This window comes from Streptomyces sp. NPDC088261, from assembly GCF_044740805.1.
Lineage (GTDB): Bacteria > Actinomycetota > Actinomycetes > Streptomycetales > Streptomycetaceae > Streptomyces.
Genome location: NZ_JBIURL010000003.1, coordinates 333654 through 354982 on the forward strand (window position 1 = coordinate 333654; position 21329 = coordinate 354982).

General features: G+C 71.2%; 18 protein-coding genes and 1 pseudogene. 16 read left to right on the plus strand and 3 right to left on the minus strand.

The window, feature by feature from the left end:
- Positions 1-23 precede the first annotated feature (23 nt).
- The 6 genes and pseudogenes from ACIODU_RS08695 to ACIODU_RS08720 all read left to right on the plus strand — a co-directional run bounded on the left by ACIODU_RS08695 (position 24) and on the right by ACIODU_RS08720 (position 7775).
- Complete coding sequence (locus ACIODU_RS08695) at positions 24-1805, plus strand: ABC transporter substrate-binding protein (protein WP_161309849.1); 1782 nt, start codon at positions 24-26, stop codon at positions 1803-1805.
- A 116-nt stretch (positions 1806-1921) separates the two neighbouring features.
- Positions 1922-2920, plus strand: a complete 999-nt coding sequence (locus ACIODU_RS08700; protein WP_161309850.1) for an ABC transporter permease — start codon at positions 1922-1924, stop codon at positions 2918-2920.
- On the plus strand, positions 2917-4017 hold the full coding sequence (locus ACIODU_RS08705) for an ABC transporter ATP-binding protein (protein WP_161309851.1): 1101 nt from the start codon (positions 2917-2919) through the stop codon (positions 4015-4017). The genes ACIODU_RS08700 and ACIODU_RS08705 overlap by 4 nt, the downstream gene beginning before the upstream one ends.
- Before the next feature lie 14 nt (positions 4018-4031).
- Positions 4032-5246 carry an ABC transporter ATP-binding protein gene (locus ACIODU_RS08710; RefSeq protein WP_401765491.1) on the plus strand — a complete coding sequence of 405 codons (1215 nt, stop codon included), beginning with the start codon at positions 4032-4034 and terminating at the stop codon, positions 5244-5246.
- A 149-nt stretch (positions 5247-5395) separates the two neighbouring features.
- A pseudogene (locus ACIODU_RS08715) lies at positions 5396-5663 on the plus strand (TRIC cation channel family protein); the annotation flags it as partial.
- A gap of 948 nt (positions 5664-6611) precedes the next feature.
- Positions 6612-7775, plus strand: coding sequence for a cysteine desulfurase family protein (locus ACIODU_RS08720; protein ID WP_401765494.1), 1164 nt, complete (start codon positions 6612-6614; stop codon positions 7773-7775).
- A gap of 26 nt (positions 7776-7801) precedes the next feature.
- Here the strand turns inward: ACIODU_RS08720 and ACIODU_RS08725 are convergent, their stop codons facing one another.
- Positions 7802-8521: an N-acetylmuramoyl-L-alanine amidase gene (locus ACIODU_RS08725; RefSeq protein WP_401765496.1), complete on the minus strand. Its 720-nt coding sequence runs from the start codon at positions 8519-8521 to the stop codon at positions 7802-7804.
- A 61-nt stretch (positions 8522-8582) separates the two neighbouring features.
- Here ACIODU_RS08725 and mnmA point away from each other — a divergent pair, with 61 nt between their 5' ends.
- Both mnmA and ACIODU_RS08735 read left to right on the plus strand, forming a co-directional pair.
- A complete protein-coding gene (gene mnmA, locus ACIODU_RS08730) occupies positions 8583-9716 on the plus strand; it encodes a tRNA 2-thiouridine(34) synthase MnmA (RefSeq protein ID WP_401765499.1) in 1134 nt (377 codons plus the stop codon).
- Between the two features lie 28 nt (positions 9717-9744).
- Positions 9745-10689 carry an acetamidase/formamidase family protein gene (locus ACIODU_RS08735; RefSeq protein WP_401765502.1) on the plus strand — a complete coding sequence of 315 codons (945 nt, stop codon included), beginning with the start codon at positions 9745-9747 and terminating at the stop codon, positions 10687-10689.
- A 44-nt stretch (positions 10690-10733) separates the two neighbouring features.
- On the opposite strand, the gene ACIODU_RS08740 is transcribed toward ACIODU_RS08735, so the two are convergent.
- Entirely contained in the window at positions 10734-11519 is a 786-nt protein-coding gene (locus ACIODU_RS08740) for an alpha/beta fold hydrolase (RefSeq protein ID WP_401765505.1), read from the minus strand.
- A 90-nt stretch (positions 11520-11609) separates the two neighbouring features.
- Complete coding sequence (locus tag ACIODU_RS08745) at positions 11610-11939, minus strand: DUF427 domain-containing protein (RefSeq protein WP_161308308.1); 330 nt, start codon at positions 11937-11939, stop codon at positions 11610-11612.
- Between the two features lie 106 nt (positions 11940-12045).
- On the opposite strand from ACIODU_RS08745, the gene ACIODU_RS08750 reads away from it, so the two are divergent.
- The 8 genes from ACIODU_RS08750 to ACIODU_RS08785 all read left to right on the plus strand — a co-directional run bounded on the left by ACIODU_RS08750 (position 12046) and on the right by ACIODU_RS08785 (position 21328).
- A complete protein-coding gene (locus ACIODU_RS08750) occupies positions 12046-12585 on the plus strand; it encodes a TIGR00730 family Rossman fold protein (protein WP_401765508.1) in 540 nt (179 codons plus the stop codon).
- 52 nt (positions 12586-12637) lie between these two features.
- Entirely contained in the window at positions 12638-13327 is a 690-nt protein-coding gene (locus ACIODU_RS08755; RefSeq protein WP_401765511.1) for an SDR family oxidoreductase, read from the plus strand.
- Positions 13324-14397, plus strand: a complete 1074-nt coding sequence (locus ACIODU_RS08760; protein ID WP_401765514.1) for a methionine synthase — start codon at positions 13324-13326, stop codon at positions 14395-14397. The genes ACIODU_RS08755 and ACIODU_RS08760 overlap by 4 nt, the downstream gene beginning before the upstream one ends.
- Before the next feature lie 21 nt (positions 14398-14418).
- Entirely contained in the window at positions 14419-16719 is a 2301-nt protein-coding gene (gene ligA / locus ACIODU_RS08765) for an NAD-dependent DNA ligase LigA (RefSeq protein WP_401765516.1), read from the plus strand.
- Positions 16720-16958: 239 nt separating this feature from the next.
- Positions 16959-19070 carry a bifunctional diguanylate cyclase/phosphodiesterase gene (locus ACIODU_RS08770; RefSeq protein WP_327234355.1) on the plus strand — a complete coding sequence of 704 codons (2112 nt, stop codon included), beginning with the start codon at positions 16959-16961 and terminating at the stop codon, positions 19068-19070.
- A gap of 186 nt (positions 19071-19256) precedes the next feature.
- Positions 19257-19553: an Asp-tRNA(Asn)/Glu-tRNA(Gln) amidotransferase subunit GatC gene (gene gatC / locus ACIODU_RS08775; RefSeq protein ID WP_150487524.1), complete on the plus strand. Its 297-nt coding sequence runs from the start codon at positions 19257-19259 to the stop codon at positions 19551-19553.
- A 6-nt stretch (positions 19554-19559) separates the two neighbouring features.
- A complete protein-coding gene (gatA, locus tag ACIODU_RS08780) occupies positions 19560-21089 on the plus strand; it encodes an Asp-tRNA(Asn)/Glu-tRNA(Gln) amidotransferase subunit GatA (protein WP_356431310.1) in 1530 nt (509 codons plus the stop codon).
- Positions 21086-21328, plus strand: coding sequence for a hypothetical protein (locus tag ACIODU_RS08785; protein WP_161308315.1), 243 nt, complete (start codon positions 21086-21088; stop codon positions 21326-21328). Before gatA ends, ACIODU_RS08785 begins: the two co-directional genes overlap by 4 nt.
- Position 21329: the final 1 nt, after the last annotated feature.

Consider the following 21329-nt stretch of genomic DNA (forward strand, 5'->3'; position numbering starts at 1 on the left):
ACTCACACGGAGGATCCGAGATCGTGACATCCCTACGCACCAGAGGTCGGCGCAAGCAGGTCTTCGCCGCTGCGTTCGTGTCCGCGGCACTGCTGGGCACCGCGGCGTGCGGCGGCGGCAGCGACTCGAAGGACGAGGGCGGCAAGAGCGCCGCCGCCGGCTTCGACGCGGGCAACAACAAGATCGCCAACCCTTCCGACAAGAAGGGCGGCACGCTCAAGTTCGCGAGCGTCCAGGACACCGACTCCTGGGACACCACGCGCGCCTACTACGGCGTCGTGTGGAACTTCATGCGGTACTACAGCCGCCAGCTGGTGACCAACAAGGCGGAGCCGGGCAAGCCCGGCGCCGAGGTCACCCCGGACCTGGCGACGGGCCTGGCGAAGGTCTCCCCCGACGGGAAGACCTACACGTACACCCTGCGTGACGGCATCACCTGGGAGGATGGCAAGACCATCACCTCCGAGGACGTCAAGTACGGCATCGAGCGCCAGTGGGCGCAGGACGTGCTGTCCGGCGGTCCGGTCTACCTGAAGGACGTCCTGGACCCGAAGGGCGCGTACAAGGGCCCGTACAAGGACACGTCCAAGGACGGCCTGAAGGCCATCGAGACGCCGGACCCGAAGACGATCATCTTCCACCTGCCGAAGCCGAACTCGGACTTCCAGGAGATGCTCGCCCTCACCTCCTCGTCCCCGGTCCGCAAGGACAAGGACACCAAGTCCAAGTACGGCCTGCACCCGTTCTCCTCGGGCCCGTACAAGTTCGAGTCCTACACGCCCAACAAGGGCACGGTGCTCGTCCGCAACACCGCCTGGAAGCAGTCCTCGGACCCGGTCCGCAAGGCGCTCCCGGACAAGATCACGATCACGCTCTTCACGAACGCCGACGAGATGGACAACCGTCTCCTCGCGGGCGACTACGACCTGGACTTCTCGCAGACCGGTCTCTCCCCGCAGGCGCGCATCAAGGCGCTCAAGGAGCACAAGAACAACCTGGACAACCCGGTCTCCGGCTACATCCGGTACGCCTCGTTCCCGCAGATCGTGAAGCCGTTCGACAACATCCACTGCCGCAAGGCGGTCATCTACGGGGCCGACCACAAGTCGATCCAGACCGCGCGTGGCGGCCCGCTCGCGGGCGGCGACATCGGCACCAACATGCTGCCCCCGTCGGTCCCCGGCTCCGAGGGCCAGAAGTACGACCCGTACAACGTGCTCGCGAACGACGGTACGGGCGACATCGCGAAGGCCAAGGAAGAGCTCAAGGCCTGCGGTAAGCCCAACGGCTTCAAGACCACCATCGCGGTCCGTAACAACAAGCCCGTCGAGGTCGCCAGCGCCCAGTCGCTCCAGGCGTCGCTGAAGAAGATCGGCATCACCGCCGAGCTCGACCAGTACGACGGTGCGCAGACCTCGGGCATCATCGGTAACCCGACGATCGTCAAGAAGAAGAACTACGGCATCATCATCATGGGCTGGGGCCCCGACTTCCCGTCGGTCCAGGGCTATGGCGTTCCGCTGTGGGACAGCAAGTACATCCTGCCCAGCGCGAACAACAACTTCGCGATGATCAAGGACCCGAAGATCGACGCCAACTTCGACAAGTTCGTCACCGAGCTCGACCCGGCGAAGAAGGCCTCCATCGCGACCGAGATCAACCACCAGGTGAGCGAGGGCGCGTACTACCTGCCCTTCACCTTCGAGAAGTTCATCAACTGGCGTTCCACCCGGCTGACCAACGTCTACACGACGGACGGGTACAGCGGTAACTACGACTTCACGAGCCTGGGCGTTGTGAAGTAACCACCACCGGTACACCCGCCGTACGGCACGAAAGGCAGGTGAAGGCCGGCGTGGCGTGATCGCGGGCCACCGGACGAACTCCGGTGGCCCGCGGTCCCGCCGCAGGGCCGAGAGCAGTGCTCGCATACCTCATCAGGCGGCTCATGGCCGTCGCAGTGATGCTGGTGGTCATCATGTTGGTGGTCTTCTGCATCTTTTTCCTTGTCCCCAAGTGGGCGGGCGTCGACCCGGCCACGATGTACGTGGGCAAGACGTCCGACGCCGCGGCCGTGGAGGCCATCCGGCAGAAGCTCCAACTGGGCGACCCGATCTTCGTCCAGCTCTGGGAGTTCTTCAAGGGCATTTTTGTCGGGCGCACCTACTCGGCCGGCGGAGACGTCACCAACTGTGCCGCTCCCTGCTTCGGTTACTCGTTCCGCAGCGAGCAGGCCATCTGGCCGGTGCTCACCGACCGTCTGCCGGTGACCCTGGCGCTGGCGCTCGGTGCGGCCGTCCTGTGGCTGGTCTTCGGCCTCGCGGCGGGTGTCCTGTCGGCGCTCAAGCGCGGTTCCTTCTGGGACCGCGGCGCGATGCTCGTCGCGCTGAGCGGCGTCTCGCTCCCCATCTACTTCACCGGTCTGCTCTCGCTGGCGATCTTCCACTACAGCCTGGGCTGGCTGGACGCCTCGTACGTACCCCTGGCGGACAGCTTCACCGGATGGTTCGGCGGCATGATCCTGCCCTGGGTCACGCTCGCCTTCCTGTACGCGGCGATGTACGCCCGCATCACCAGAGCCACCATGCTGGAGGTGATGGGTGAGGACTACATCCGCACCGCCAGGGCCAAGGGCCTGAGCGAACCCGTCGTCATCGGCAAGCACGCCATGCGCTCCACGATGACGCCGATCCTCACCCTGCTCGGCATGGACCTCGGCGCCCTCATCGGCGGCGCGATCCTCACCGAGACGACCTTCAGCCTTCCCGGCCTCGGCCAGGCCGTGCTCAAGGCGATCAACGACCGGGACCTGCCGGTGATCCTGGGCGTCACGCTGATCACGTCCCTCGCGGTGATTCTCGCGAACCTGGCCGTGGACATCCTGTACGCCGTGATCGACCCTCGAGTGAGGCTCGCATGACCGACCTGAGCAGGACGGGCTCCGCCATCGGCGAGCCCGTCGCCGGGGGCACCCGCCCCTCCGAGGCCTTTCTCGACGTACGAGACCTCCGCGTCCACTTCCCCACGGACGACGGTCTCGTCAAGTCGGTCGATGGGCTCAGCTTCCAGCTGGAGAAGGGCAAGACCCTCGGCATCGTCGGCGAGTCCGGCTCCGGGAAGTCCGTCACCTCGATGGGCATCATGGGGCTGCACACCACCGGGCAGTACGGGAAGCGCAAGGCGCAGGTCTCCGGAGAGATCTGGCTGAACGGCGAGGAACTGCTCACCGCCTCACCGGACCGGGTGCGCAAGCTCCGCGGCCGGGACATGGCGATGATCTTCCAGGACCCGCTGTCGGCCCTGCACCCGTACTACACCATCGGCAAGCAGATCATCGAGGCCTACCAGGTCCACCACAAGGTGGACAAGAAGGCCGCGCGCCGCCGTGCCATCGAGATGCTCGACCGCGTCGGCATCCCGCAGCCCGACAAGCGGGTGGACTCGTACCCGCACGAGTTCTCGGGCGGTATGCGGCAGCGCGCGATGATCGCGATGTCGCTGGTCAACAACCCCGACCTGCTGATCGCCGACGAGCCGACCACGGCTCTCGACGTGACGGTCCAGGCCCAGATCCTGGACCTGATCCGCGACCTCCAGAAGGAGTTCGGCTCCGCGGTCATCATCATCACGCACGACCTGGGCGTCGTCGCCGAACTGGCCGACGACATTCTCGTGATGTACGGCGGCCGGTGCATCGAGCGCGGGCCCGCCGAGAAGGTCTTCTACGAGCCCCGGCACCCCTACACCTGGGGTCTGCTCGGTTCCATGCCGCGCATCGACAGGGAACAGACCGAGCGCCTCATCCCGGTCAAGGGCTCCCCGCCCTCCCTGATCAACATGCCGACGGGCTGCGCCTTCAACCCGCGCTGCCCGTACGCCGACGTACCCAAGGGCAACATCACCCGCACCACGCGGCCCGAGTTGACCCAGGTCGAGACGGGGCACTGGGCGGCCTGTCACATGTCGGAGCAGGACCGGGACCGCATCTGGACCGAAGAGATTGCGCCCAAGCTGTGAGCGAGGACAAAGACGTGACGATTCCCGCCCAGAGCGCCGGCGCCGGCCTCCTGACCAAGGACCCGGCCCCGGGCGAGACCCTGCTCAAGGTCACCGGGCTCCAGAAGCACTTCCCCATCAGGAAGGGCCTCCTCCAGCGCCAGGTCGGCTCGGTCAAGGCCGTCGACGGCATCGACTTCGACGTGCGCGCCGGTGAGACGCTGGGCGTGGTGGGCGAGTCGGGCTGCGGCAAGTCGACCATGGGCCGGCTGATCACGCGTCTGCTGGAGCCGACCGGCGGTCAGATCGAGTTCCAGGGCCGTGACATCTCGCACCTCGGGGTGCGCGGGATGCGCCCGATGCGGCGCGACGTCCAGATGATCTTCCAGGACCCCTACTCGTCGCTGAACCCGCGGCACACGATCGGCACGATCGTGTCCGCGCCGTTCAAGCTCCAGGGCGTCGAGCCCGAGGGCGGCGTCAAGAAGAAGGTCCAGGGCCTGCTGGAGCTGGTGGGGCTCAGCCCCGAGCACTACAACCGGTACCCGCACGAGTTCTCCGGCGGCCAGCGCCAGCGCATCGGCATCGCCCGCGCGCTCGCGCTCAACCCGAAGCTCGTCGTCGCCGACGAGCCGGTGTCCGCGCTGGACGTGTCGATCCAGGCGCAGGTGGTCAACCTGCTGGACGACCTCCAGGACGAGCTGGGCCTGACGTACGTGATCATCGCCCACGACCTGTCGGTCATCCGGCACGTCTCGGACCGGATCGCGGTCATGTACCTCGGCAAGATCGTGGAACTGGCGGACCGCGAGTCGCTGTACGCGGCTCCGATGCACCCGTACACGAAGGCCCTGATGTCCGCGGTGCCGGTGCCGGACCCGCGGCGGCGCGGTGCGAAGAGCGACCGCATCCTGCTCAAGGGCGACGTGCCGTCGCCGATCTCGCCGCCGACCGGGTGCCGCTTCCACACGCGGTGCTGGAAGGCGACGGAGATCTGCAAGACGGTCGACCCGCCGATGCAGCTGCTGAAGCCGGGCCAGCAGGTGGCGTGCCACCACCCGGAGAACGCGCCGGACCAGGCGCCGCAGGACACGGTGCTGCTGTCGGCGGCGCGGGACGCGATCGAGCTGGTGGACGTGACGCCGAAGTCGGCGGGGCCGGCTGCGCCGGCTGTTTCCGGGACCGCTCCCGAGGCGCCTTCCGGGACGTCTCCCGAGGCGGGCGACGCGCAGGGCGCCACCAAGGAGTAGTAGGCGGCGGGGAGCGGGGAGCGGGGCGGAGAAGAGGCGGGCCGGGAGCCTTCTGGGTACCCCGGCCCGGGGCGCCGGGCGCTCTGACCGGATGTTCAGCTCCCGGCGCTCTGACCGCGTGCCGGTGTTCGGCCCGGCACGATGACCGGGTGTTCCACGACCTCGTCAGCCCCTCCGTCCAGCAGGCGCTGGACCGCGCCGGGATCACCGCGCTGGGCGGCGGGTTGCTGCGCGACCTGGTCATCGTGGGCGGTGCCGCCGGCGGCCTTCACCGATCTCGGCTGCTTCTCCGCCCCGCTGGTGGCGATCGCGCTGGTGTTCTTCCTGCGTCCCCAAGTCGAGCGGGTCCAGGGCGCGGTGCACGTCTTCGACGTGGCGGGGCTGGGGCTCGGGCTGGCGACGGCGGTGGGCGTGGGTTCCTGGATGTCCTTGCGCTGGACGGGCGTGTGCGGCGCGGTGGTGGGCGCGGCTTACTGATGTCCTCAATCGCCGGACGGGCTTGGGTGTGTCGTGGTGACGGGGGGCGGGGCCTGCGGAGGTACGTATGTCCGGACTGCATGTTTTACGGCGCGTGCGACCGGTCGCATTGATTAACGGTAGCCATGCGCCACAAAACACGCTTTACGTCCGGACACACGCACCTCCTCCGACCCCACCCCCCTCACGCCGGGGGTGAAGTGAACGGCCCCGCCCGCTCCGGGGTCCCTGAGGTCCGTTGCGCGGGTGCGGCTTACTGATGTCCTCAATCGCCGGACGGGCTGGGGGTGCGTCGGGGCGGGCTGGATTGCGGCTTTGCGCTGGTGGTGGGTGCGGGGCAGGGATGTCCTCAATCGCCGGACGGGCTGAGGGGGCGTCCGGGCGGGCTGGGGGTGCGTCGGGGCGGGGTGGATTTTGGCCTTCGCGTTGGTGCCGGGTGCGGGTTACCGATGTCCTCAAGCGCCGGACGGGCTTGGGTTGCCCCGGGTGCGGGGCACCCGGTTGCGCTCCTCGCCCGACGGGCTGGGGGTTGTCTTGTGCGCGGGCCTGGAAGGGGGACGGGCAGGGGGCTACCGTCAAACAAAACAAGGGCGCGCACGCGACGTAAAACATGCAGTGCAGGACACGACCCCTGACCGGCCCCCGGCAACCGGCCCGCGGATAAAGCCCCGGGCCGCAGCGGGCACCATCAAGCCCGTCCGGCGGTTGAGGACATCAGTAAGGCGCGCCCACCACCGGGGCGCAGAAGCCCGTCCGGCGATTGAGGACAAGCGAGGGGGGCGCGCCCACCACCGGGGCGACGGAGGGCCACCCTGACCGCCGCGCAACCGGCCCCGCGTGGCCCGGCGGTGGGGCAGCGCGTCCGTGGCTCGTAGAATCGAGCACACCATGGCTTACCTCGACCACGCCGCGACCACCCCCATGCTGCCCGAGGCCATCGACGCGATGACCGCCCAGCTCGGCCTCGCCGGCAACGCGTCCTCGCTCCACGCCCCCGGCCGCCGCGCCCGCCGTACCGTCGAGGAGGCCCGCGAGGCGCTCGCGGAGGCTCTGGGCGCGCGGCCCAGCGAGGTGGTCTTCACCTCGGGCGGCACCGAGGCCGACAACCTCGCCGTGAAGGGCCTGTTCTGGGCCCGCCGCGACGCGGACCCCGCCAGGACACGCGTCCTCGCCAGCCCCGTGGAACACCACGCCGTCCTCGACGCCGTCGACTGGCTCGGCACGCACGAGGGCGCGACCGTCGAGTACCTGCCGGTCGACGCCTACGGCAGGGTCCGCCCCGAGACGCTGCGCGAGGCGATCCTCCGCGACCCCGACGACGTGGCCCTCGTCACCGTCATGTGGGCCAACAACGAGATCGGCACCCTCACCGACGTACCCGAACTGGCCGCGATCGCCGCGGAGTCCGGCATCCCGTTGCACTCCGACGCCGTCCAGGCCTTCGGCCAGACCGAGGTGGACTTCGGCGCGTCGGGGCTCGCCGCGATGACCGTCTCCGGCCACAAGATCGGCGGCCCGTACGGCATCGGCGCGCTGCTGCTCGGCCGCGAGTACACCCCCGTGCCCGTCCTGCACGGCGGCGGTCAGGAACGCCACGTGCGCTCGGGGACCCTGGACGTGCCGGCCATCGCCGCGTTCGCCGTCGCGGGCCGCCTCGCCGCCGAAGGGCGCGCGGACTTCGCCCGGGAGATCGGCGCCCTGCGGGACGAACTGGTCGACGCGGTACGGAAGTCCGTCCCCGACGCCGTCCTCGGCGGCGACCCCGTCGACCGCCTCCCCGCCAACGCGCACTTCAGCTTCCCCGGGTGCGAGGGCGACTCGCTGCTCCTCCTGCTCGACGCCCAGGGCATCGCCTGCTCGACGGGCTCCGCGTGCACGGCGGGGATCGCCCAGCCCAGTCACGTCCTGCTGGCCACCGGCTCCGACCCCGACCTGGCGCGCGGCACCCTGCGCTTCTCGCTCGGCCACACGTCGACCCGCGAGGACGTCGAGGCGGTCGCGGCGGCGATCGGCCCGGCGGTCGAGCGCGCCAGGAGCGCCGGCCTCAGCTAGGGCGTGTCCGCAAAGTGGGGCCCGGCTCAGGTCTTCCGCGTGCGTGCCGGGCTCGGCGTGGGGGGTGGAGGCGCGTCCCTTGCCTCCCGTACCAGCTTCACGTACCGGGCCCAGTCCCAGTGCGGGCCCGGGTCCGTGTGGTCCGTGCCCGGGACCTCCACGTGCCCGATGATGTGCTCGCGGTCCACCGGAATCCCGTACCGCTCGCATATCCCCGCCGTCAGCCGCGCCGACGAGCGGTACATCGCCGCCGTGAACGAACCCCTGTCGTCCACGAACCCTTCGTGCTCGATGCCTATGGACCGTTCGTTGTACGAGCGGTTCCCCGCGTGGAACCCCACGTCCAGCTCGCGGATCATCTGCGCCACATGACCGTCCTTGCGCACCACGTAGTGCGCGGCGGCCGCGTGCCCCGGATCCCGGAAGACCTTCAGCGCCGTCGCGTAACTGCCCTGGACGACATGGATCACCACCCGGTCCACCCGGTAGTCGTCCGGGCGGTCCGCCCGCCGCCAGTTCGCCGAGGACGCCGCGACCCACTCCGCCGCCGCGTAGTCCAGCTCGCCCTCCTTGCGCGGCTTCTCGATGCCGGGCACCCGCCACCAGTACGGCGCCAGCCTGTCCCGCGCCAGGACGCCCGTGCCCAGCACCGCGGCCGCGCCGCCGATCAGCACCGCCCGCCGCCCGGGTCTGCCGCTGTCCCCGCCGGTCCCGCCCGCACGCCGGCGGCCCTTTTTCTCGCCCATGTGATCGTCAACGCATACTCACGCGACGGTGGTTCCCCGGTCCACGTACTCTGGTGAGGCTATGACTCAGACACCCCAGCGTCCCCTCCGCGTGCTCGCCGCCATGTCCGGCGGTGTGGACTCCGCCGTCGCCGCCGCGCGCGCCGCCGAGGCGGGACACGACGTGACCGGCGTCCACCTGGCGCTCTCCGCGAACCCGCAGTCGTTCCGCACGGGCGCGCGGGGCTGTTGCACAATCGAGGACTCCCGGGACGCCCGCCGCGCGGCGGACGTGATCGGCATCCCGTTCTACGTGTGGGACCTCGCGGAGCGGTTCCGCGAGGACGTCGTGGACGACTTCGTGGCGGAGTACGAGGCGGGCCGTACGCCCAATCCGTGCCTGCGCTGCAACGAGAAGATCAAGTTCGCGGCGCTGCTGGACAAGGCCCTGGCCCTCGGGTTCGACGCGGTCTGCACCGGCCACTACGCGACGGTCGTCACCGGCCCCGGCGGCGCCCGCGAGCTGCACCGCGCGAGCGACATGGCCAAGGACCAGTCGTACGTCCTCGGGGTCCTGGGCGAGCGTCAGCTCGCCCACGCGATGTTCCCGCTGGGCGACACCCTCACCACGAAGGACGAGATCCGCGCGGAGGCCGAGCGCAGGGGCCTGGCGGTCGCGAAGAAGCCCGACAGCCACGACATCTGCTTCATCGCGGACGGCGACACCCAGGGCTTCCTCGCGAAGCGCCTCGGCAGGGCCGAGGGCGACATCGTGGACGAGTCCGGCGCCAAGATCGGCAGCCACGAAGGCGCGTTCGGCTTCACCATCGGCCAGCGCAAGGGCCTGCGGATCGGCCACCCGGCCGCCGACGGCAAGCCCCGCTACGTCCTGGACATCTCGCCCGTGAACAACACCGTCACGGTCGGCCCGGCCGCCGCGCTGGACGTCACCGCCCTGACCGCGATCAAGCCCCGCTGGTGCGGCGGTATGGCCCCGGAGGGGCGGGGCACGTACACCGCGCAGCTGCGCGCCCACGGCGACGAGACGCCGGTCGAGGCGGAACTGTCCGACGGCGTCCTGCGCGTCACGTTCGACGCGCCGGTCCGGGGCGTGGCCCCGGGGCAGGCGATCGTGCTGTACGACGGCACGCGTGTGGTGGGTTCGGCGACGATCGCGACGACCGAGCGGCGCCGTACCGACGCGCTGGCGGGCTGACAGAAAGCGTCGGCATCCTGTCGACGTCTTGAAGAAGGGCTTATCGACCGTGGCCGAACACCGGCTCGACTCCGTGCCCGGCACGGTCACCAACGTCTTCTCGCGCGACCTGCCCCCGGTGCTGACCGTCGACCCGGGGGACACCGTGGTGGTCCACTCCCTGGACGCGTCGGGTCACCTGGAGCGGCAGCGCACCCCGGGGGAGCCGCGCCCGAAGATGTTCGGCGGCCGCCCGGGGCACTGCCTCGCCGGCCCCATAGCCGTGCGCGGCGCCCGTCCCGGGACGGCGCTCGCGGTGCGGGTGGAGTCCCTGCGCCCCGACCCGTGGGGCTGGACCGTGGCCGCCGCCGCGGACACCCCGCTCAACCGCCGGCTCGGGCTCGCGGACGCCGAGCCCTCGTGGCTGCTGTGGGAGCTGGACGCCGACGCGGGTACGGGGACGGACCAGTACGGGCACACGGTGTCGCTGGCCCCCTTCCTCGGCGTCATCGGCCTGCCGCCCGCGGAGCCGGGCGAGCATCCGACCGTGCCGCCCCGGGTGGCGGGCGGCGGCAACATCGACTGCCGGGAGCTGGTCGCGGGATCCACGCTGTTCCTGCCGGTGACCGTGGACGACGCGCTGCTGTGCGTCGGGGACGGCCACGCGGTCCAGGGGGACGGCGAGGTCTCCGGTACGGCGGTGGAGTGCGGCATGACCACGCGGCTGACGCTGGACGTGGAGACGGCGCCGCCGGTGCCGACCGTGCACGCGGTGACCCCGGCGGGCCGGATCACCTTCGGCTTCGACGCGGACCTGAACGAGGCGTCGGCGCAGGCCCTGGACGCCATGCTGACGTGGATGGGGTCGCTGTTCGGGCTGGACCGCGCGACGGCGCTGGCGCTGGCGAGCACGACGGTCAACCTGCGGGTGACGCAGGTCGCCAACCAGGTGTGGGGCGTGCACGCGCTGCTGCCAGAGGGCGCGGTGCGCTGAACCCGGCGGGCGCGGTGCGCTGACACCCTCCGGGCGGGGGGGCGTCACGCCGTGAAGAAGTCCGTCAGCACCGGCGCCAGCACGTGCGGCGCCACTTCGTGCGTCTGACCCGTCAGGGTGCGGTGACGGCCGCGAGGCAGGGCCGAGGCCACTGCCTTCGCGGCCGCGCGTAACGCTCTCGTACTGGCCCCGCCGTCCACCACCATCCCCCGGGTCCCGATCGTCGCCAGCCGGTCCAGGGGGACCGGTTCCAGGCCCACCAGGGCGTTGTCGTACGCGAGGGTGTGCGCGATCGCCCGCAGTCCCGGCCAGAGCGCCGACCGGCGCATCCCGGCGATCAGGTCGTGCGGGGTGCCCACCATCGCCAGGAACAGCTCCACCGCGCCGTCCCGCCGCCCCTGGGCCAGCAGGTCGGTCAGCCGCTCGGTGAACGCCTTGCGGCCCGGCAGGACCGACGTGTCGGTGGGGTACGGAGGCTCGTACAGCGCGAACTGCGTGATCGGCAGCCCGGCCGCCGCCGCCTCCAGGACGAGGATCGCCCCCGCCGACGCGCCGTACACGGAAGCGCTGCCGCCCGCCTCCCCGATCAGGCTCGCCAGGTCCTCGATCTCGCGCCGCACCTCGTACGGACGGGTGTCACCGCTCGCGCCGCGCCCCCGGCGGTCGTACACGAACACCTCGAAGCGCGGCGCGAGCAGCTCCGCGAGCCGGGTCTCCGACTCGGCCGTGCCCAGGGCGCCGCTCACCAGGATCAGGGGCGGTCCGCCGCCCGTCCGCCGGTACGCGATGAGAGTGCCGTCCCCCGACTTCGCCTTGCACGCAATGTTCATACCGGGGGAGACCGGCGGGACCGGCACAACTCATCGCTCCGGGGCGGACATTCTTTTCGCGGCCCCTCACGCCCCTTCTGGGGCCCTTCCTCAGGCCGCGAGAACCTCGGTGTCGTAGAAGCAGAAGTGCCCCTTGATCCGGGCGACTTCCTCCTTCGGCTCCTCGTACCCCCAGACCAGGTCGGGCGCGTCCGGCAGCGACCAGTACGACGCGTCGCCCTTCCACGGGCAGTGGGTGCTGGTGTCGGACGAGGTCAGCAACTCGGTCCTGACGTCCTCCGGCGGGATGTAGTAACGGACCGGCAGGCCCGTCTCGTGCAGGAGCAGCGGACGGCGGCTCTCGGCGAGCACCTGCCCGTCGCGGACGACGCGGACGTGCGTGGTGCCCTGCTCGATGGTGATGGTGTGCCCTGCGGCCATGATCATCCGTCCCTTCGGCATGTACGGCGGGGTGGACCCGCCCCACACCATTCAGCACCGGACGACCGCGTGGTCTTCCCGACACCCCGACCTTTACGGTGGTCGGATGAACATCTGTGTCTTCCTCTCCGCCGCCGACCTCGACGACCGCTACACGCGCCCCGCCCGCGAATTCGCGGAACTGATCGGCAAGGGCGGCCACACGCTGGTGTGGGGCGGCTCGGACCGGGGGCTGATGGGGGTCGTCGCCGACGGGGTGGAGCAGGCCGGCGGCCGGCTGGTCGGCGTCTCCGTCAGCTTCCTGGCGGCCTCGGTCAGGGCGGCGGCCGACGAGATGGTCGTCGCCGGGGACCTCGCGGAGCGCAAGGCGCTGCTCCTGGCGAAGGCCGACGCGGTCGTCGTCATGGTCGGCGGGCTGGGCACCCTGGACGAGGCGGCCGAGATCCTGGAGCTGAAGAAGCACGCCCTGCACAACAAGCCGGTGGTGCTCCTCAACACCGCGGGCTTCTACGACGGGCTCAAGCAGCAGCTCCAGCGGATGGACGAGGACGGCTTCCTGCCCGTGCCCCTCCTGGACCTGGTCTTCTTCGCCGAGGACGGCGTCGGGGCGCTCGCGTACCTGGAGGAATCTCTCGGGGTGCAGTGAGCCGGGGGCGCGCGGGTGCGGGGCGGTGTTCCCGTGATGCGACGATGACCCCATGGCTACACATCTGATCACCGGGGCCGGCTCCGGCATGGGAGCGGTGGTCGCCCGCCGCCTCCACGAGCGCGGCGACGACCTGCTGCTGATCGCCCGCGACGCGGGCCGGGGCAAGGAACTCACCGCTCTCTATCCCGGCTCCCGCGCGCTCGTCGGCGACCTCGCCGTCCCCGACCGGCTCGCGTGGGCCATGTCCCACCAGGTCCTGCCGGACCGCCTGGACTCGCTCCTGCACTTCGCCGGGGTCGTCGACCTCGGTCCCGTCGGGGACTTCTCGCCCAAGGGGTGGCACCACCAGCTCAACGTGAACCTGATCGCCCCGGCCGAACTCACCCGTCTCTTCCTGCCCCAGCTGCGGGCCGCCAAGGGGCAGGTGGTCTTCGTCAACTCGGGGTCCGGGCTGCGGGCGAACGCCGAGTGGGCCGCGTACGCCGCGTCGAAGCACGGGCTCAAGGCGCTCGCCGACGCGCTGCGCGAGGAGGAGCGGCCGAACGGGGTCCGGGTGACGTCCGTCTACCCGGGGCGTACGGCGACCCCGATGCAGGTCAAGATCCACCAGCACGAGGGCAAGGAGTACGACGCGTCGACCGTGATCGACCCGGAGTCGGTGGCGACGGCGTTCCTCACGGCGCTCGACCTGCCTCGTGACGCGGAGATCCACGACATGACCATCAGGCCGGGCCGATGAGCGACGACCGGCGCGGCGACGACGGGCGGAGCGACGGCGGCGCGGACGACAGACACGCGCGCGGGGACGCCGACGCGCCCCCCGGAATCCCGTGGGGCCCCGCCACCGGCGTCGGGTCCATGCCCGGCGGGGACGCGCGGGAGACCGCCCGTCAGGTCACCGGGACCTTCGAGGACTTTCCGTACCTGCCGGAACTGCCCGCCCGGGGACCCGGCGCCGACATGATCGGCCGTACGGTCGGCCTGCTCGCCGAGGTCTACGCGCGCGTGGAGCCCAGCGGGTGGCGCATCGGCGACCGCCCGGGGCGGGACACCAGGCGGGCCCGGTCCTGGCTGGGGGAGGACCTCGACGCGCTGGAGGAGTTCACCCAGGGGTACGAGGGGGCCCTCAAGGTCCAGGCCGTCGGGCCGTGGACCCTGGCCGCCTCCCTGGAGCTGCGCAACGGCGAGTCGGCGCTCAGCGACCCCGGCGCCTGCCGGGACCTCACGGCGTCCCTGGTCGAGGGGCTGACCGCGCACCTCGCGGACGTACGCCGCCGTGTCCCCGGCGCGCGGGTCGTCCTCCAGCTCGACGAGCCGTCCCTCACCGCCGTCCTGCGCGGCCACATCCGGTCGGCCAGCGGCTACCGCACGCACCGCGCGGCGGACCGGCAGCTGGTCGAGGACGCGCTCCGGCAGGTCGCCGGGGTCGCCGAGGGGGTGGTGGTGCACTCGTGCGCGCCCGACGTGCCCTTCGCCCTGCTGCGCCGGGCCGGCGTGGCCGGTGTCTCGTTCGATTTCGGACTCCTCACGGAGCGTGACGAGGACACCATCGGCGAGGCGGTGGAGGCGGGCACCAAACTCTTCGCCGGGGTCGTGCCGGGCACCGACGCCCCATTGTCAGACCCTGCCGGTAGCGTCATGGGTGTCAGAACGCTGTGGCGCAGGCTGGGGCTGAATCCGGGGACTCTCGCCGAGTCCTTGGTGATCACCCCGTCGTGCGGTCTCGCGGGGGCCTCTCCCGCGTACGCACGGGAGGCGCTCGCCCACTGCGTCCGGGCGGCGAGATCACTCGCGGACAACCCAGAGTGACGGTAACGGGAGGACAAGACGGTGGCCGGCGAAAAGCACGCACAGCCCGCAACGGTGCCCGCGCAGGCGCGCGACCAGCACGCGCAGCTCGCTGAGCAGATCGAGGAGCACCGCTTCCGGTACTACGTGAAGGACCAGCCGGTCGTCAGCGACGCCGAGTTCGACCGGCTGCTGCGCACCCTGGAGGGGCTGGAGGACGAGTACCCCGAGCTGCGGACGCCGGACTCGCCCACCCAGAAGGTCTCGGGGGCGTACGAAACGGAGTTCACGGCCGTCCAGCACCGCGAGCGGATGCTGTCCCTGGACAACGCGTTCGACGAGGAGGAGCTGGCCGCCTGGGCCGACCGCGTCGCCAAGGACGTCGGCACGACGGACTACCACTTCCTCTGCGAGCTCAAGGTGGACGGCCTCGCGGTCAACCTCACCTACGAGCACGGCAGGCTGACCCGCGCCGCCACCCGCGGCGACGGGCGGACGGGCGAGGACATCACGCCCAACGTCCGGACGATCCAGGAGATCCCGCACCGGCTGGCCGGGGACCGGGTCCCGGCCCTGGTCGAGATCCGCGGCGAGGTCTACTTCCCGATGGAGGGGTTCCAGGAGCTGAACGCGCGGCTGGTGGAGGCCGGTGACAAGCCCTTCGCCAACCCCCGTAACGCGGCGGCGGGTTCGCTGCGCCAGAAGGACCCCAAGATCACCGCCACCCGGCCGCTGCACATGGTCGTGCACGGCATCGGCGCGCGCGAGGGCTTCGGCATCGACCGCCTCTCGCACGCCTACGAACTGCTGCGGGAGTGGGGCCTGCCCACGGCCCGGCACAACCGGGTGGTCGACGGCCTGGACGGGGTGCGGGAGTTTATCACGACCTTCGGCGAGAGACGCCACTCCGTGGAGCACGAGATCGACGGAGTGGTCGTCAAGCTCGACGAGATCTCCCTCCAGGGCCGCCTCGGCTCCACCTCGCGCGCCCCGCGCTGGGCGATCGCGTGGAAGTACGCGCCGGAGGAGGTCAACACCAAGCTGCTCAACATCCGCGTGGGCGTGGGGCGTACGGGACGCGTCACGCCGTACGCGCAGGTGGAGCCGGTCACGGTCGCCGGCTCCGAGGTGGAGTTCGCCACGCTGCACAACCAGGAGGTCGTGAAGTCCAAGGGCGTGTGGATCGGCGACACGGTGGTCCTGCGCAAGGCGGGCGACGTCATCCCGGAGATCCTCGGCCCGGTGGTGGACCTGCGCCCTGACGACGCGTACGAGTTCGTGATGCCGGCCGAGTGCCCCGAGTGCGGTACGGCGCTGCGCGCGATGAAGGAGGGCGACATCGACCTCCGCTGCCCCAACGCCCGCTCCTGCCCCGCCCAGTTGCGTGAGCGGCTGTTCTACCTGGGCAGCCGCAAGAGCCTGGACATCGAGAACTTCGGGTACGTGGCCGCCACCGCCCTGACGAAGCCTCTGGAGCCCGCCACCCCGCCGCTGCTGGACGAGGGCGACCTCTTCGACCTCACCGTCGAGCAGTTGCTGCCCATCAAGGCGTATGTCCTGGACCAGGACAGCGGGTTGCCCAAGCGCGACGCCAAGACCGGCGAGGACAAGATCGTCACGGTCTTCGCCAACCAGAAGGGCGAGCCGAAGACCAACACCCTGGCGATGCTGGAGCACATCGCCGAGGCGAGGCAGCGCCCGCTGGCCCGGATCATCACGGGTCTGTCGATCCGTCATGTCGGCCCGGTCGCCTCCGAGGCGCTGGCCCGGGTGTTCCGTTCCCTCGACCGGATCGAGCAGGCCTCCGAGGAGGAGCTGGCGGCCGTCGAGGGGGTCGGACCGACCATCGCCGCGTCCGTCAAGGAGTGGTTCGAGGTCGACTGGCACCGCGAGATCCTGCGCAAGTGGCGGGCGGCGGGCGTCCGTACGGAGGACGAGGGCGGCGGCGAGGACGAAGGCCCGAGGCCGCTGGCCGGCCTCACGGTCGTGGTGACGGGCACGCTGGAGAACTACACACGTGACGGGGCGAAAGAGGCGCTCCAGGCCCTCGGCGCCAAGGTCGCCGGCGCGGTCTCGAAGAAGACGGCGTTCGTCGTGGCGGGCGAGAACCCCGGGTCCAAGTACGACAAGGCCGTACAGCTCAAGGTGCCGGTCCTGGACGAGGCGGGATTCGGGATCCTGCTGGAACAGGGCCCGGAGGCGGCCGCGGAGGCCGCGGTGACGCCCGAGATCACCGACGTGCCCCCGGCGGCCACCCCGGCCGCAACGGCCCCTGAGGAGGCGTCCGAGCAGGCGTCCGAGCAGGCCGCCGGGCCGGACTCCCCGTCAGACCCGGCGAAGTAGCGGGCCCCGGGGGCCGGATCGGGGCCTCAAGCTCACCCGTTCGGCGCAAATCCGTTGGATACGGATGGGCGGGTTGCATTCGGGCAACAGCTGTAGAGCGCTGCCCGTCAGGGCACTTGGCGGCCTACTGTTGAGTCGTGCGCCTGTCGTGCGCGGCCGTGTGGAGGGATGCCGGCCGTGGTGGCATGACAACGTGCCATCGCGTGGCATCGGCTCCGCCGGCTGTGAGAGGGACGGGAATGAAACCGACCGAGAGCGCCGCCCCGGTCTCACCCCCGCGCGGTTTCGCGGCATTTGCGGGGATGACGGAGAGATTTCCCGCCGCTGTCGTCGGAATCGCCGTGGTCGTGCTGACCACCGGCATCGTCCGCACGGTCCAGGAGGACCGGGCGCTCTTCCCCGGCGGCACCGAAGGCTGGTCGCTGGCCGTCCTCACCGGCATCATCGTCGGCCACCTCGTCGCGCTCGGCCGTGACCGCTGGTGGGGCGGCACGGGCTCCGGCGCGGCCCTCACCCTCGCCGTCCTGCTGCTGTACGGGTGGGTGCCGGCCGGACTGGTCAGCCTGGCCGTCGTGGTGCTCGTCGGCGTCGCCCGCCGCCACCGCTGGCGTCAGGGCGTCCTGAACGGCGCCGCGGACATCCTGGGCATAGGGTCCGCCGCGCTCGTCCTCGCCCTGTTCGGGGACGTCCCGACCGTCGCCGAGCCCTGGCAGCCGCTCGACTGGGGGATCGGCGGCGTCGCCGAGATCGTGCTCGCCGCCTGCGCGCATCTCGTCGTCATGCGCGTCCTGCTCTGGTACGCGCTCACCCCGCAGGGCGGCGGCCTGCCCCACCTCGCCCGTACGGCCCTGATGCGCCAAGGGCTGGTCGCCGCGGCGCTCCTCGGGATCGCCCCGCTGATCTGCGTGGTCGCCGTGTCCCTGCCGGTGCTCCTGCCGCTCTTCTCCATCCCGCTCATCGCCCTCGACTCCACCCTGTGGATCGCCCGCGCCCGGGCCGAGGAGCAGCTGCGCGACCCGCTCACCGGCCTGCCCAACCGGCAGTGGCTGCTGGAGCGGACCTGGTCGGCCCTGGAGGAGGCCGAGTCGCTGGGCGCCCGGTCCGCGCTGGTCCTGATAGACCTCGACCGCTTCCGTTCCGTCAACGACACGCTGGGCCATCTCGCCGGTGACCGGCTGCTGTTGCAGATAGCGGACCGGCTGCGCCTCGCCCTGCCGCAGGGCGCGGAGGCGGCCAGACTCGGGGGCGACGAGTTCGCCGTCCTGCTCCCCACCTGCGACTCCACGACCAGCGCCCAGCGCGTCGCCCGCCACCTGGTCGCCGAACTGTCCTCCCCGCTCGACCTGGACGGCCTCACGCTCGTCCTGGAGGCCAGCGCCGGGGTCGCCGTCTATCCCGAGCACGCGCTCGACGCGGAAGGGCTGCTGCGCCGCGCGGACGTCGCGATGTACCAGGCGAAGCGGGACCGTACGGGCGTCGAGGTGTACGAGTCCAAGCGGGACTCCAACACCCCGGACCGGCTGGGCCTGCTGGGCGACCTGCGCCGGGCGCTGGACGCCGGCGAGGTGGAGCTGCACTACCAGCCGAAGGTGCGCTTCGACGGCCAGGTGGCCGGCCTGGAGGCGCTGGTGCGCTGGGTGCACCCGGAGCGCGGCCGGGTCCCCCCTGACGAGTTCATCGCCATCGCCGAGTCCTCCGGGCTGATGCCCCACCTGACCGAGTACGTCCTGGACACGGCCCTCGCCCAGGTCGCCCGCTGGCGGGCCCAGGGCCTCATGACCCCGGTGGCCGTCAACGTGTCGCCGCGCGACGTCCACACCCCCGGCTTCGCCGGTTCCGTCGCCGCCCGCCTCGCCCGGCACGGCGTCCCGCCGGGCTCGCTCCAGCTGGAGATAACGGAACACGTCCTGCTGGAGGACCCCCAGCGGGCCGCCGACACCCTCGCGGGCCTCACCGGCCACGGGGTGAAGATGTCCCTGGACGACTTCGGTACGGGGTACTCCTCGCTCGTGCACCTGCGCCGCCTGCCGGTGAGCGAGCTGAAGATCGACCGGTCCTTCGTGGCCCGGCTCGCCGTCGACAACGAGGACGCGGAGATCGTCCGCTGCACGGTCGACCTGGCGCACTCGCTGGGCCTGGTGGTCGTCGCGGAGGGCGTCGAGGACGACGAGACCTGGGAGCGGCTGCGGGACCTGGGCTGCGACGCCGTACAGGGCTGGCTGGTGGCCGCCGCGATGCCGCCCCACGAGGCCACGGCCTGGCTGCGGGCGAGGAGCGAGCACGGCTGGCAGCGCCCGGCGGAGCTGGAGGCGGCCGCGCGCCGCGAACAGTCCGGCCAGGCGGTCCCGTAACGGATCAGGCCGATCCCGTGACGGATCGCGGCGTACCGAGGCGGATCCGGCCGTCCCGCCACCCGGTCCGGAGGCGCCCGCCGCGCTCACCCGGACGGGTCAGCGGCGAACCGTTTCGTGGGGAGGGGGCTCGGACCCATAGGATTGGGGCCGAAACCACTCTCACTCACCCCTGAGGATCGCCGCATGCCTGGCATCACGCGCGAGGAGGTCGCTCACCTCGCACGGCTGGCGCGTCTGGAGCTGAAGGCCGAAGAGCTCGAACACTTCGCCGGACAGCTCGACGACATCATCGGCGCGGTCGCCCGCGTGTCCGAGGTCGCCGACCAAGACGTACCGCCGACCTCCCATCCGCTGCCGCTGACGAACGTCATGCGCGCGGACGAGGTCCGTCCGTCGCTCACCCCCGCGCAGGCGCTCTCCGGCGCCCCGGCCCAGGAGCAGCAGCGTTTCAAGGTGCCGCAGATCCTGGGGGAGGACTAAACAGCCATGACGGACAGCAACACGGATGGCGGCACGACCATCAAGACCGACATCATCAGGCTCACCGCGGCCGCGATCGCCGAGAAGATCGCCTCGGGCGAACTCACGGCCGTCGAGGTCACCGAGGCACACCTCGCCAGGATCGAGGCGGTGGACGAGAAGGTCCACGCCTTCCTCCACGTCGACCGGGAGGGCGCGCTCGCCCAGGCCCGCGCGGTGGACGCGCGGCGCGCGGCCGGCGAGGAGCTGGGCCCGCTCGCCGGGGTCCCGCTCGCGCTCAAGGACATCTTCACCACCGAGGGTGTGCCGACCACCGTCGGCTCCAAGATCCTCGAAGGCTGGATCCCGCCGTACGACGCGACGGTCACCCAGCGCCTCAAGGCCGCCGGCGTGGTCATCCTCGGCAAGACCAACATGGACGAGTTCGCCATGGGGTCCTCCACGGAGAACAGCGCGTACGGCCCCACCGGCAATCCCTGGGACCTGACCCGGGTCCCCGGCGGCTCCGGCGGCGGCTCGTCCGCCGCGCTGGCCTCGTACGAAGCACCCCTGGCCATCGGTACGGACACCGGCGGCTCGATCCGCCAGCCCGCCGCGCTCACCGGCACGGTCGGCGTCAAGCCGACCTACGGCGGGGTCTCGCGGTACGGCATGGTCGCCTTCTCGTCCTCCCTGGACCAGGGCGGCCCCTGCGCCCGTACGGTCCTGGACGCGGCCCTGCTCCACGAGGTGATCGCCGGGCACGACCCGATGGACTCCACGTCCATCGACGCGCCGGTCCCCTCCGTGGTCGAGGCGGCCCGCAACGGGTCGGTCGCCGGGATGCGCGTGGGCGTCGTCAAGCAGTTCTCCGGCGAGGGCTACCAGGCCGGGGTCGTCCAGCGCTTCGACGAGGCGGTGGAGCTGCTCACCAAGCTCGGCGCCACCGTCGTGGAGCTGGACTGCCCGTCCTTCGACCTCGCGCTGTCGGCGTACTACCTGATCGCGCCCTCCGAGTGCTCCTCGAACCTCGCGCGGTTCGACGCCATGCGCTACGGCCTGCGGGTCGGCGACGACGGCACCCGCTCCGCCGAGGACGTCACCGCCCTGACCCGCGAGGCGGGCTTCGGCGACGAGGTCAAGCGCCGCGTCATCCTCGGTACGTACGCGCTCAGCTCCGGCTACTACGACGCGTACTACGGCTCGGCCCAGAAGGTCCGCACCCTCATCACCCGCGACTTCGAGAAGGCGTTCGAACAGGTCGACGTGATCGTCTCCCCGACGACCCCGACCACCGCCTTCGCGATCGGCGAGCGCGCCGACGACCCGATGGCGATGTACCTCGCGGACCTGTGCACCATCCCGACCAACATGGCCGGCAACGCGGCCATGTCCCTGCCCTGCGGCCTCGCGCCGGAGGACGGCCTGCCGGTCGGGCTCCAGATCATCGCCCCCGCCCTGAAGGACGACCGGCTGTACAAGGTCGGAGCCGCCGTCGAGGCCGCCTTCGTGGAAAGGTGGGGGCACCCGCTGCTGGAGGAGGCACCGTCACTATGAGTAACGCGATCAGCAAGGCCAAGGGCTTCAAGAAGTCAAAGTCCGGCACCTACCTGTCCATGGCCACCACGGCCTTCAGCGCCCTCAGCGTCGCCAAGCAGGTCAAGAGGGCCCGTACCGAGCAGGACACGCTCCGCCTCGTCGATGCCGCCATCTCGGCCGCGGCCATCGTCACCGGGCTGGCGATCCTGTACCGCGAGCTGAAGCGCCTGGGCGACGACGACGTCCTGCTGGGCTGAG

Bases quoted from the DNA above. Each gene is read 5' to 3' on its own strand.
- ACIODU_RS08785 (WP_161308315.1), top strand. From the start codon at position 21,086: ATGAGTAACGCGATCAGCAAGGCCAAGGGCTTCAAGAAGTCAAAGTCC.
- ACIODU_RS08705 (WP_161309851.1), top strand. From the start codon at position 2,917: ATGACCGACCTGAGCAGGACGGGCTCCGCCATCGGCGAGCCCGTCGCC.
- ACIODU_RS08745 (WP_161308308.1), bottom strand. From the start codon at position 11,939: ATGGCCGCAGGGCACACCATCACCATCGAGCAGGGCACCACGCACGTC.
- mnmA (WP_401765499.1), top strand. From the start codon at position 8,583: ATGACTCAGACACCCCAGCGTCCCCTCCGCGTGCTCGCCGCCATGTCC.
- ACIODU_RS08760 (WP_401765514.1), top strand. From the start codon at position 13,324: ATGAGCGACGACCGGCGCGGCGACGACGGGCGGAGCGACGGCGGCGCG.
- ACIODU_RS08750 (WP_401765508.1), top strand. From the start codon at position 12,046: ATGAACATCTGTGTCTTCCTCTCCGCCGCCGACCTCGACGACCGCTAC.
- gatA (WP_356431310.1), top strand. From the start codon at position 19,560: ATGACGGACAGCAACACGGATGGCGGCACGACCATCAAGACCGACATC.
- ACIODU_RS08740 (WP_401765505.1), bottom strand. From the start codon at position 11,519: ATGAACATTGCGTGCAAGGCGAAGTCGGGGGACGGCACTCTCATCGCG.
- ACIODU_RS08755 (WP_401765511.1), top strand. From the start codon at position 12,638: ATGGCTACACATCTGATCACCGGGGCCGGCTCCGGCATGGGAGCGGTG.
- ACIODU_RS08770 (WP_327234355.1), top strand. From the start codon at position 16,959: ATGAAACCGACCGAGAGCGCCGCCCCGGTCTCACCCCCGCGCGGTTTC.
- gatC (WP_150487524.1), top strand. From the start codon at position 19,257: ATGCCTGGCATCACGCGCGAGGAGGTCGCTCACCTCGCACGGCTGGCG.
- ACIODU_RS08725 (WP_401765496.1), bottom strand. From the start codon at position 8,521: ATGGGCGAGAAAAAGGGCCGCCGGCGTGCGGGCGGGACCGGCGGGGAC.
- ACIODU_RS08720 (WP_401765494.1), top strand. From the start codon at position 6,612: ATGGCTTACCTCGACCACGCCGCGACCACCCCCATGCTGCCCGAGGCC.